The organism is Heyndrickxia ginsengihumi, from assembly GCF_011008565.1.
In the GTDB taxonomy this organism is placed as follows: domain Bacteria; phylum Bacillota; class Bacilli; order Bacillales; family Bacillaceae_C; genus Weizmannia; species Weizmannia ginsengihumi.
Genome location: NZ_JAAIWK010000024.1, coordinates 48,375 through 59,930 on the forward strand (window position 1 = coordinate 48,375; position 11,556 = coordinate 59,930).

Genomic DNA, 11,556 nt, shown 5'->3' on the forward strand with positions numbered 1-11,556 from the left:
ATTGACCTGCATATGCCAGTCCCTTACTGTTTATTTAAAAGTTGCATAGATTCAATTCTTTTGAGTGATTCCTTTAGAACTTGGTCTTTCATTAAAAAGCTATATTCTCGATCATTCAAATGATCACAAATGTCTCCATTTACAAGAAGCGGACCATCTGTTTCATAATAATTATTTTTTTCGTTTATCTTTTCAATTTCTGCGTAAAAAATCGCTTTAACAAAAGTTCCGTACTGTTTATCTTCTACACAGTACTCACCGATATAAACAATATTAGAAATTAATCCGCCTGTTTCTTCATATACTTCTCTAACGGCTGCTTCACGCAATGTTTCCCCTTTTTCAATCTTTCCTCCAGGAAATTCAATTCCTCGATACGGGTGTTTCGTAAGTAACCATTTGTTCTGATATTTACATATTACAAATACATGTTTTGGCTTCATTGAAAATGCTTGACTTACAAAAGCTAATGTAACTTGATTACCATTTAGATCTTTAAAAGAAATCATTGAAATCATTCCTAAGTTTTTACATCTATTATACATTGTTGAGCAATAAAAATGAGGTGATATGTATCACCCCATTATTTTATCATTATCTTTTGCCAAGAAATGCTTCTAGCATCCAAATATTTTTTTCCAACTCAGTCCGAATTCCAGTAAACAGATCACTTGTTGCATCGTCATGATTGTCATCGGAAATTTCTATTAGTTGTTTAATTTCTTTCATGATTGTTTTAAAATCATCGACAACAGCTTGTACCATTTCCTCTGTGCTTTCATTACCTTTTGCCTCATCAATTGAAGCTAATTGTAATGATTCCTTTAATGTTGCAACAGGTTTCCCGTTAATTGCCAATAACCGCTCAGCAATTTCATCGATATATTGATCAGCTAAATTGTATAATTCTTCAAGCTTTACGTGGAGTGAAAAAAATTCTGGCCCTTTAACATACCAATGATAATTGTGTAATTTTGTGTATAGAACTGTCCAATTTGCGACTTGCTTATTTACAAGCTCTGGTAATTGTTTCTGCTTCTCTGCTAAGTTGACGACTTGATTTTTTTCAGCCATTTAAATCACCCTCCTACTTTACTTATACCCATTTACAAAGCCATCAAACATATCATGCGCAAAATGTTTGAAAACCATGTTACAATGAAAAAATAATATTAAGAAGAAAAAATAAGGTGGTTTTATGTTTAAATTTCTTTTGATCAAATTGATAAGACTTTACCAAATCATCATTTCTCCACTTACACCACCTAGTTGCCGTTTCCAGCCAACATGTTCTAGTTATGGCATTGAGGCTGTCAAAAGATTTGGTGCGTTTCGCGGAGGATATTTAACGATTCGACGAATTTTAAAATGTCACCCATTTCATGAAGGCGGCTATGATCCCGTTCCAGATCATTGGCCTTCACATAAACATTAATCCAGAGTATACAATGGATGGGATGTTTTTCCCGCTATAAAAATGAAGAGAATGAACAAAATAACCATTGATTCATCATTAAAAAGGAGTGATGTTCAATGGCAAAAGACGTACTATGTGAAGTTAGCAACTGTGTTTTTTGGGAAGATGGTAATTTATGCTCAGCTGATCGAATCTATGTCGTTAGTCATAGCGGTAAACAAGCTCTAGACCAAAAAGAAACAGATTGTAAAACATTTCAATCCGAAGAATAAGGGGAACCCTCCATTTAATATATATCAATAAAAGGGGTTTAAAATAACCCCCTTTTATTGATGCCAAAAAAGCTTTCGGAAAGCAAATCACTGCAACCCCCGTTTTACTATCTTTTCAGAATATATAGTTGCTGCAATTAATTGTTTTTTATTGATGTTAAAACCGATCCCTGCTTGCATCGGAGCTTGAATTTTTCCTTTTCTTACATGAACTTCTGGTGTGATAATATCTTTTTCCCAAAATCTATTTGATGAGGAAATATCTCCTGGAATTGTAAAACCTTCTAATGTTGCAAGTGCAATATTAAATGCCCGTGAAATCCCAAACTCAATCATCCCTCCACACCATACAGGAATACTATGCTTTAAACATAGATTGTGAAGCTGAATGGCATTCCATAATCCTCCAACACGACCGATCTTTATATTCAGAACACCCATACTTCCAAGACGAATGGCACTTTCAGCATCATGATACGTTACAATACTTTCATCTAAACAAATAGGGGTTTGCATTTGTTTTTGCAGTGCTGCATGCTCAACAATATCGTCGACTGCGAGTGGCTGTTCGATCATTAAAAGGTTAAATCTATCTAAACTTTTTAATAACGGCAAATCATTTAATGTATAAGATGAGTTTGCATCTGCCATTAACGAAAGATATGGATAATGTGTTCGAATGAGCTGGAGGAAATCATAATCATGCCCCGGTTTAATTTTTACTTTTACACGATCATAGCCTTCAAGCATAAATTGTTCAATTTGGTTTAAAGCGGACTTGGAATCATGTGTGCCAACTACTACCCCTGATAAAACACTTTCTCTAGTTCCGCCAATTAATTTCCATAAAGGAAGATTCTTTCTTTTTGCATATAAATCCCAAATAGCTGTTTCAATTCCCGCTTTTGCCATAGGATTGCCGCGTACTGCCTGAAATCGTTCACTTATCTCTTTCGGATGTTCAATCGCTCTATCCAGCACAATCGGGATAAGCACATCCTTTAATAGATGATAACAAGTTTTCACTGTTTCTTCTGTATACCAAGGTGTCGAAAAGGCAACAACCTCACCGTAACCGGCAACCCCATCATGGTCAATAACCTCCAGAATGATGCTTTCTCTTTCTGTAACCGTTTCAAGCGCATTGGCAAAAGGAGATTTTAAAGGCATCTTAATGATGGATAGGTGTACATGTTGTATCTTCATGATTGAATCAAATCCAATAATTTTCTTCGTAATAGTTTATTTGATGCATTCCGCGGCAGCGAGCTAACGAAATAAACTTTCTTTGGAATCTTATACTTTGCAAGCTTTCCTTCACAATATTGCTGTAATTCATGAGCTGGTATCTGTTTATTAGAAACGATAAAAGCCACAGGCACTTTTCCCCATGTTTCATCATCCATTCCAACAACCCCAGCTTCCCATATATCTGGATGACTTATTAGAACCTCTTCAATTTCAGCAGGATAAATATTTTCCCCTCCCGAAATGATTAAATCTGAGCGGCGATCCATGACATATAAGTAGCCTTGCTCATCAACATAACCAATATCTCCTGTACGGAACCAACCATCCTGGAAGCTTTCTTTATTGGCATCTTCACGATTTAAATAACCAATCGTAATATTTGGTCCCTTTACAATAATTTCACCATGCTCCATCGGTTTACATTGCTTTCCATTATGAATAATTCGAATTTGTGCAGGAAATAGTGGTTTTCCGGCCGATCCAATTTTTGTCAAACTGTCTTCAGGTGCAAGCGTAACCGTTTGGGAAGATGTTTCTGTCATTCCATACGATTGAAAAACAGGAATGCCTTTTTCAACACACGCTTCTAGTAATGGCCTTGGAGCAGGTCCACCTCCTAATAGCATACATCGAACATTTGGATGCAGCTTCTCATCTTGAAGTTTATGAAGGATACGCTGCATCGTTGCTGTAACAACTGACATAATCGTAATTTTTCCTGATTGTAAAAGCTTGACCGCAACATCCTCTTGAAACTTTTCCATTAAATATACTGGCATGCCGTAAAAAATACTCCGCATTAGAATTGAAAGTCCACTAATATGAAACAAAGGAACTGCACATAACCATACATCATCTTCTCTAATTCCTAGATTCAAACTTGAACCGATCGCGCTCCACCAATGATTTCCATATGTTTGCAGCACGCCTTTCGGTTTGCCTGTCGTTCCGGATGTGTACATGATGGAACAAACATCATCTAGTGAAAATTCATCTAATATTTCTAAAGAATGGTGAGGAAGTGAAGAAAGCTCTTTAATCGTGAAGATAGAAATATGCTTATCAAGATCGTGTATTTGTTCAGTTGCCTGTGAAAATTCATCTTCAGAAATAAGTAGCACTGACTGACTATCTTGCAGCTGATACGCCATTTCCACAGGTGTTAAACGATGATTTAGAAAAACGGTACGAACACGCAATTGCTGTAAAGCATGTAACACTACAACTGTTTGTGGACGATTTTTCAAAAGAACAGCAACAGTATCTTCTTCAGTAATATTTAATGAAGCAAGCTGTTCACTAACAGCGATCGCTTTGGCATACAACTGTGCAAACGTTATAATTTCATCTTGAAACATTAATGCAGGTCTATCTGGGGTTAAATAAGCTCTTTGTTTTAAAAAATTGGGTAAAGTAGTTTCCATCATATCACCTGATTCGTAAAAAGTTAATGAATGCATACAAAACAACTATGAAAAAGCTTGATGGCAATACCATCAAGCTTTTGATCATCAAGGAAAACGAGGGAATTGTCCGAAATCAGGTTTGCGTTTTTCTTTAAACGCATCACGACCTTCTTTCGCTTCATCTGATGTATAGTATAGCAGCGTAGCATCTCCTGCAAATTGCTGAATACCAGCTAGTCCATCTGAATCTGCATTAAAAGCAGCTTTTAAGAAGCGAAGAGCCATTGGACTTTTTTCAAGTATTTCTTCAGCCCATTTGATCGTTTCTTCTTCTAATTTTTCTAGAGGTACAACGGTATTGACAAGACCCATGTCAAGCGCTTCTTGAGCATTGTATTGACGGCATAAGAACCAGATCTCACGCGCTTTTTTATGTCCAATAATACGTGCCAAATATCCTGCTCCATAGCCTCCGTCAAAACTACCTACTTTTGGTCCTGTTTGTCCAAAGATAGCATTATCCGCTGCAATCGTTAAATCACATACAACATGGAGTACATGACCGCCACCAATCGCATAACCCGCAACCATTGCAATAACCGGTTTTGGAATTACGCGAATTAAGCGTTGTAAATCAAGAACGTTTAAACGAGGAATATGGTCATCATTGCCAACATATCCACCATTTCCACGAACTTTTTGGTCTCCTCCAGAACAAAATGCTTTACCACCTGCACCTGTTAAAATAATGACACCAATATTTGCATTATCACGCGCACGAGAAAATGCATCAATTAGTTCTTTTACTGTTTCAGGGCGAAATGCATTATGTACATGCGGGCGATTGATCGTAATTTTTGCGATCCCATGGTATGATTCGTAAAAAATATCTTCGTATTCATGTTCTGTTTTCCACTCAACTGCCATGAATATTCCCTCCTTTTTTAAAAGTAACGTTTGTTTAAAAATCCCTTTACTATTGTACCAAACTTTTCGGGAACTTCCACATGAATTGCATGTCCAACATTTAAGACTGTCATATGTTCAGCATTTGCTAAAGATTGCTTCATCTCTTCAGCAATCTTACAAAACTTCTGATCTAAAGAGCCTGTTACTAATAGGACCGGCATTGACAAACGACTGAGATGGTCCCACCAAGAATGCTGAGCACCTGTTCCCATCCCTCTTAAACTATTTGCCAAGCCAATTGGATCATTTTCAAGTCTTTGTTTTCTAATTACTTCCTGCTTTTGAATAGGAAGCGATTTTTGTGATGCAAACAATGGAATATTTGTCCAATACGAAACAAATGCTTCAATCCCTTTTTCCTCTATCATATTTGCCAACTGCCCATCTTTTTCCCGACGTTCTTCACGCTCTTTTTCAGTTTTCAACCCCGGTGAAGTGCTTTCCAACAATAAACTTTTAACCTTTTCAGGGTACAGTACAGCAAAAGTAATAGCTAACCGTCCCCCCATTGAATAGCCGATTATATTCACACGGTCTATTCCAAGGTTTCTTACTATTTCATGAAGATCTTGAGCAACTTTTTCAATATCATAGCGATTTGGATCAGTTGGTTTGGCCGATTGTCCATGGCCAAGAATATCTACTAAAATGACTTGGTATTGTGATTGTAATAAATCGGCTACTTTTTTCCAAGCATTACCATCTCCGGTGAATCCATGCAAGCATAATACTGGAGTTCCTTTACCTATTACTTCAACATGATAATAAACACCATTAATGTTCATCATTTCTCACCACGAAAATATTCATTCATTTCCTGGGAAACTTTTTTCCACATTTTCCTGTGTGATTCTACATTTTTTTGGCGATTCGTTGGTACTTCAATAACTTGAATTCCTTGGCTGGAAGTAGAATCCGCGATAGCTTGGCGAAACTGCTCCCAATTGTGAACTTTCGTATAGTGACCATCATACATCGCAATTCCATGTTCAAATGATAAATTCGTTGGTGTCCCAAATAACAACTCGAAGTTTTTTGCTTCCTTAGCTTGCGGTAAAAATGAAAAAATTCCGCCTCCATTATTATTAATTAAAATAACACGAATGTTTAACTGATACATTTTTGCAGCCAGTAGGCCATTAAAATCATGGAAAAATGATAAATCACCAATGAGTAAATACACATTTTCAGCATTTACACTTGCACCAATTGCACTTGATACAACACCATCAATGCCATTCGCACCACGGTTAGCAAGAATGCGAATGTTTCTTCCATTCACATGGAAAAATGTATCAACATCACGGATGGGCATACTGTTTCCAACAAAAATCGTGCTATGTTCAGGTAAAAATTTAACAAGTTCTGTCACGACCTTACCCTCATCAAGGGCGTTTTCCATTTCCATTGCATTAACAACAATACTTCTTGTTTGCTCATTTAATTGTTGCCACATTGTTGTCCATTTTGTTTGACGTCTATCCTTTAACTGATTATCCATTTTTTGACAAAAAGCAATTTCATCACTATGAACCATCGTAGTCCCTTTTTTAATTGGGTCCCGCCAGCCATTCTCACCATCGATGATGTAATGAATGATGTTTTTAGCATTTTTTAATAATAAGGTCAATGGTTTTGAAACAGGCATTGCACCAAAACGGATGATCACTTCCGGAACAAAATATTGATTAAAAGACTGGTCTTTTAAAATAGAATCATAGTTATCAATGATAGATGGGTTAAATATTCCACAACTTCTTAACTGTGAAAGTGGGTCTGCAATAATTGGATAACCCGTTTTTTCACTTAAAGCTACGATATGCTGGTTAAGCTCTGGATAATCAATCGGGCCGCAAATGATTAAGCCTTTTTCCTTTTGTTCAACTTGTGTCACAACCTGTTCTACTTGACTGTCTGATATATTTAATTTTCCACGAATAACATCAATAAACAAATGCTGGTCTTCTAGGCCTTCAAATGGTGATGGTTCTAAAAGCGGGACTAGTGGTTCACGTAATGGAAAATTTAAATGTACAGGTCCGGCGGGGACTTGTGCAGAAGTAGCAACTGCCCGAGCTCCACACTGACGAACAAAATTCAACACTTCTTCTTCATCTTCTGGTAAAGGCATCTCCATAAACCACTTCACATGTTCACCATACAAATGAATTTGGTTAATGGCTTGTGGCGCTCCAACATCACGTAACTCATGCGGACGATCAGCAGTCAATACAATTAAAGGGACCCTGGAGATGTTTGCTTCTACGACAGCGGGATAATAATTGGCAGCTGCTGTTCCAGATGTGCACAACAAGACAACAGGTTCTCTCGTTTCTTTTGCCATCCCCAATGCGAAGAAAGCCGCAGAGCGTTCATCTATATCAATATAAACGTTTAGTTCTGGATGCTCGACCATTAACATTGCAATCGGTGTTGATCTTGATCCCGGGCTAATTACAACATGTTTAATTCCTCCATGCACTAATTGTTGTATAAAATTTGCTAAATAAGTAGTCATTACTTCTTGATGTCCCATTACTCATTTCCTCCTAGTGCGCGGAGCATCGGTTTAAACTTCACGCTCGTCTCCTTAAACTCTTCATCCGAATTTGAGTCACCGACAACTCCACAACCGGCATAAATATAAGCCTCATTTTCTTTTAGTAAACCTGATCGAATGCCAACACAGAATTCACCATTACCTTTATAATCTACCCAACCAAGCGGTGCACCATAAAAACCTCTATCCATATTCTCTACATCACAAATAGTAGCCATTGCTTCTCTGCGCGGAATCCCGCCGAGAGCTGGTGTTGGGTGCAAAGCTTTTACAAGTTTAAAAATCGTTTCGTGCTTGTCCTTAACTTCTCCTCTAACAGGTGTATACAAATGTTGAATATCCCTCATTTTCATCAATGTAGGGGAATCTGGAATAGAAAGTTCTTTACAAAAAGGCTGTAACACCTGTTTTATCATTGAAACAACGAAATGATGTTCTTTTTGATTTTTTTCATCTTGCAGTAAAGTATGTCCCAGTTTTTCATCTTCGACTAAGTTTTGGCTTCTTTTTATGGATCCTGCCAAGCATGTAGATAAGATTTGTTCGTTTTCCTTTTGAATTAATCGCTCTGGTGATGCACCAATAAAGCTTTGATTCCCCACCTCCAATGCAAATATATAACTTTCATATTGTTGTTTTAATAAATTATAGAGTACTTGTTCAGATAAAATAGGTTGATCGAATTCAATCTTCATTTTTCTTGCAAGTACTACTTTATCTATCTCACCATTACGAATGCGGTCAATTGTTTTCTGAACAGCCTGTTTCCAATGATCTGCCCCAATTTCGTTGTTTTGGACGATATTGGGTAAAGAAAGCTGCGGTGCATCAATTGATTGCAGCAATTTCTGAATGTGTTCTTCAACAGATAATAAAGTATCAATATCATTAACACCCGTCATTAAATTTATCGTTAAGTATAATTCACCTTGCGTAAAAGTAAACATAATTTGCGGAATATGAAACGTCGCGTTTGCGAACGATTCCCATTCTTGTTTTACAGTGCTTTGATCAAAAGAAAATCCCCCTAAAATAAGAGGACCAGTCCCTGAAACCAAATAATCATTTTTGATCATAGCCGTATTAATGATTTGATTCCATTCATTTTCTATATATGAAAAACGATCTTGATCATCCTGCGTTGCTTGCAGCGTTTGGACATGCCCAAAGCTAACAATTATCAAATCATCTTGTGGGTCTTTCCAATAAAATCTTTTTCCGTAAAAATCTTTATATCCTGCTGCAAATAACATGGCTGGATTAATGGTTCTCTGAATTTTTTCTGTTACACTGAATAAAATATGCTGAGGTAATTGTTTAAGCAGAACCTCATATTTTGATCTATTTTTTATTTGATATAAATCAGTCAAAAACATCTCCCCCAAAAAAGACGGTGCTAATTAGTTATTAGTTTCCTTTATATTACGAACGAATCCTTTTATATTATATATTAAATGGTCAAATAAATTCAGTAAAACACCTCGAACATATTATTATACCTTTTTTTCCTTTACTTTCTTATTATAATTTGATTGACACTTGCACATTAATTACCTACACTTTAAATGTACTAAATATGTCATATATTTAGTAGATTGATATCAAAGGAGAGAATGTTTATGAGTTTGCAACCTTCTCCAGCAATTAGTGCAGATAAAGGCTGGAAAGTGTGGTGGAAATTAACAAGACCACATACTTTAACGGCAGGGTTTGTACCTGTAATACTCGGCACTGTAATGGCCTTAAACAATACAAATGTGAGTATCGTTCTTTTTCTAGCAATGTTAATAGCTTCGTTATTAATACAAGCAGCGACAAATATGTTTAACGAATATTACGATTTCAAACGTGGTTTAGATAATGAACATTCAGTTGGAATTGGCGGAGCAATTGTTAGAAATGGGGTTAAACCAAAAACAGTATTAAACCTTGCGCTTATTTTTTTTGCTATTTCTATTTTATTAGGCGTGTATATATGTATAAACAGTTCGTGGTGGATCGCTGTTATCGGTACTGTCTGTATGCTTACGGCCTATCTTTATAATGCTGGGCCAATTCCGATTGCGTATACACCTTTTGGGGAATTATTAGCTGGTTTCTTTATGGGCGTTATCATCATTTTAATTTCCTTTTTTATTCAAACAAAAGATATTACACTACCAATTATCCTTGTTTCTATTCCTGTTATGATTTTAATTGGTGCCATTAATCTAGCCAATAATATTCGAGATCTTAAAGGTGATAAAGAAAATGGTAGAAAAACTCTTGCCATTTTAATTGGCAGAAAAGGAGCCATTATATTACTAGCTTCTATGTTTGCTATTTCCTATCTTTGGATTATCGCGTTAATCGTTGCAAGTACTGTTACACCATGGCTTTTATTAACCTTGATTAGTATTCCAAAACCGATTCATGCAGTTAAAGGGTTTATCGGTAAAACAGAGTCTATTCAAATGGTTTCTGCAATGAAGGCTACAGCACAAACAAATACTATATTTGGACTTCTATTATCAATTGGTTTTTTAATTGATTACTTTATTTAACAGTTAAACTATATCCTCTCAATCATTGGGAGGATTTTTCTTTTTCCATTGAACTGTAAAACATTAAATACTCTTAAATATTGACCGCTTTTCTTCTTAATTTTATATCCATTCTGTTTTCTAAAATAGATGCGAGTTCATTCGTAATCCCAATCATTTTGATATGATCAGTTTAAATATACAAATAACTTCGCTTTATCCACTAAGCTTTTAATGTTGCTCGTATGATGATTTTACTAACATATGGATAACTTTATCTACATGGGCATAGTAATAAGATCTCATCTAACAAATTCATATAAAGTTAAATAGTACAGCTGTTAGAATAAAACAGGCAACAAACAATATTAAAACACTTCTATTCTACTTAAGAGATTGATAGATAACATAAAAAGGAGTGCACAGTTTTCTGTACACTCCTTACTAGTATGACCCGTACGGGATTCGAACCCGTGTTACCGCCGTGAAAGGGCGGTGTCTTAACCGCTTGACCAACGGGCCATAAAAAATGGCGGAGAAGGAGGGATTTGAACCCTCGCGCCGCTTACGCGACCTACACCCTTAGCAGGGGCGCCTCTTCAGCCACTTGAGTACTTCTCCATTATTGGCTCCGCAGGTAGGATTCGAACCTACGACCGATCGGTTAACAGCCGATAGCTCTACCACTGAGCTACTGCGGAATAAAATGGGCCTAAATGGACTTGAACCATCGACCTCACGCTTATCAGGCGTGCGCTCTAACCAGCTGAGCTATAGGCCCTAAAATGGAGCGGGTGATGGGAATCGAACCCACGACAACAGCTTGGAAGGCTGTAGTTTTACCACTAAACTACACCCGCAAAATGGGGCGGATGATGGGAATCGAACCCACGAGTGTCGGAGCCACAATCCGATGCGTTAACCACTTCGCCACAACCGCCATATTGCAATTCATTAACGAAATTATTATATTTTTTAATGGTGGCTCGGGACGGAATCGAACCGCCGACACAAGGATTTTCAGTCCTTTGCTCTACCGACTGAGCTACCGAGCCATTATGGTGGCGGTCCCGACGGGAATCGAACCCGCGATCTCCTGCGTGACAGGCAGGCGTGATAACCGCTACACTACGGGACCAGATTGCGGGGGTAGGATTTG

Annotated in this window: 11 protein-coding genes and 8 tRNA genes; 3 read left to right on the forward strand and 16 right to left on the reverse strand. The window is 37.1% G+C overall.

What is annotated here, in order from left to right; genetic code table 11:
- Window positions 1-23: 23 nt before the first annotated feature.
- Window positions 24-509 (reverse strand): RNA deprotection pyrophosphohydrolase, encoded by a 486-nt coding sequence (ytkD, locus tag G4D61_RS13860; protein WP_035353891.1) that lies wholly within the window; start codon window positions 507-509, stop codon window positions 24-26.
- 85 nt (window positions 510-594) lie between these two features.
- A complete protein-coding gene (locus G4D61_RS13865; RefSeq protein ID WP_025729917.1) occupies window positions 595-1,074 on the reverse strand; it encodes a Dps family protein in 480 nt (159 codons plus the stop codon).
- Between the two features lie 124 nt (window positions 1,075-1,198).
- Between G4D61_RS13865 and yidD the strand changes: the two genes are divergently transcribed.
- Together yidD and G4D61_RS13875 are read left to right on the forward strand one after the other, a co-directional pair.
- Window positions 1,199-1,435 carry a membrane protein insertion efficiency factor YidD gene (gene yidD, locus G4D61_RS13870; protein ID WP_025729915.1) on the forward strand — a complete coding sequence of 79 codons (237 nt, stop codon included), beginning with the start codon at window positions 1,199-1,201 and terminating at the stop codon, window positions 1,433-1,435.
- A gap of 98 nt (window positions 1,436-1,533) precedes the next feature.
- Window positions 1,534-1,689, forward strand: a complete 156-nt coding sequence (locus G4D61_RS13875; protein WP_081750045.1) for a DUF1540 domain-containing protein — start codon at window positions 1,534-1,536, stop codon at window positions 1,687-1,689.
- A gap of 87 nt (window positions 1,690-1,776) precedes the next feature.
- On the opposite strand, the gene menC is transcribed toward G4D61_RS13875, so the two are convergent.
- From menC to G4D61_RS13905, 6 genes are all read right to left on the reverse strand, one after another.
- Window positions 1,777-2,895 (reverse strand): o-succinylbenzoate synthase, encoded by a 1,119-nt coding sequence (gene menC, locus G4D61_RS13880; protein WP_200886122.1) that lies wholly within the window; start codon window positions 2,893-2,895, stop codon window positions 1,777-1,779.
- The gene (locus G4D61_RS13885) at window positions 2,892-4,364 is read right to left on the reverse strand and encodes an o-succinylbenzoate--CoA ligase (RefSeq protein ID WP_035353896.1); all 1,473 of its coding nucleotides are present in this window, start codon (window positions 4,362-4,364) and stop codon (window positions 2,892-2,894) included. The genes menC and G4D61_RS13885 overlap by 4 nt, the downstream gene beginning before the upstream one ends.
- 87 nt (window positions 4,365-4,451) lie before the next feature.
- Window positions 4,452-5,273 carry a 1,4-dihydroxy-2-naphthoyl-CoA synthase gene (gene menB, locus G4D61_RS13890; RefSeq protein ID WP_035353899.1) on the reverse strand — a complete coding sequence of 274 codons (822 nt, stop codon included), beginning with the start codon at window positions 5,271-5,273 and terminating at the stop codon, window positions 4,452-4,454.
- 17 nt (window positions 5,274-5,290) lie between these two features.
- Entirely contained in the window at window positions 5,291-6,100 is an 810-nt protein-coding gene (gene menH / locus G4D61_RS13895; RefSeq protein WP_163174180.1) for a 2-succinyl-6-hydroxy-2,4-cyclohexadiene-1-carboxylate synthase, read from the reverse strand.
- Window positions 6,100-7,851 carry a 2-succinyl-5-enolpyruvyl-6-hydroxy-3-cyclohexene-1-carboxylic-acid synthase gene (menD, locus tag G4D61_RS13900; protein ID WP_035353903.1) on the reverse strand — a complete coding sequence of 584 codons (1,752 nt, stop codon included), beginning with the start codon at window positions 7,849-7,851 and terminating at the stop codon, window positions 6,100-6,102. Before menD ends, menH begins: the two co-directional genes overlap by 1 nt.
- Entirely contained in the window at window positions 7,851-9,245 is a 1,395-nt protein-coding gene (locus tag G4D61_RS13905; RefSeq protein ID WP_163174182.1) for an isochorismate synthase, read from the reverse strand. Before G4D61_RS13905 ends, menD begins: the two co-directional genes overlap by 1 nt.
- A gap of 249 nt (window positions 9,246-9,494) precedes the next feature.
- Here G4D61_RS13905 and G4D61_RS13910 point away from each other — a divergent pair, with 249 nt between their 5' ends.
- A complete protein-coding gene (locus G4D61_RS13910) occupies window positions 9,495-10,418 on the forward strand; it encodes a 1,4-dihydroxy-2-naphthoate polyprenyltransferase (protein WP_163174183.1) in 924 nt (307 codons plus the stop codon).
- A gap of 429 nt (window positions 10,419-10,847) precedes the next feature.
- Here G4D61_RS13910 and G4D61_RS13915 read toward each other — a convergent pair.
- From G4D61_RS13915 to G4D61_RS13950, 8 genes are all read right to left on the reverse strand, one after another.
- A tRNA-Glu gene (locus G4D61_RS13915) sits at window positions 10,848-10,919 on the reverse strand.
- An 8-nt stretch (window positions 10,920-10,927) separates the two neighbouring features.
- Window positions 10,928-11,018, reverse strand: a tRNA-Ser gene (locus G4D61_RS13920).
- Between the two features lie 5 nt (window positions 11,019-11,023).
- Window positions 11,024-11,098, reverse strand: a tRNA-Asn gene (locus tag G4D61_RS13925).
- Between the two features lie 6 nt (window positions 11,099-11,104).
- Window positions 11,105-11,178 (reverse strand) — tRNA-Ile (locus G4D61_RS13930).
- A 5-nt stretch (window positions 11,179-11,183) separates the two neighbouring features.
- Window positions 11,184-11,257 (reverse strand) — tRNA-Gly (locus tag G4D61_RS13935).
- Between the two features lie 4 nt (window positions 11,258-11,261).
- Window positions 11,262-11,337: transfer RNA gene (locus G4D61_RS13940), tRNA-His, on the reverse strand.
- Between the two features lie 39 nt (window positions 11,338-11,376).
- Window positions 11,377-11,452 (reverse strand) — tRNA-Phe (locus G4D61_RS13945).
- A 7-nt stretch (window positions 11,453-11,459) separates the two neighbouring features.
- A tRNA-Asp gene (locus tag G4D61_RS13950) sits at window positions 11,460-11,535 on the reverse strand.
- Window positions 11,536-11,556: the final 21 nt, after the last annotated feature.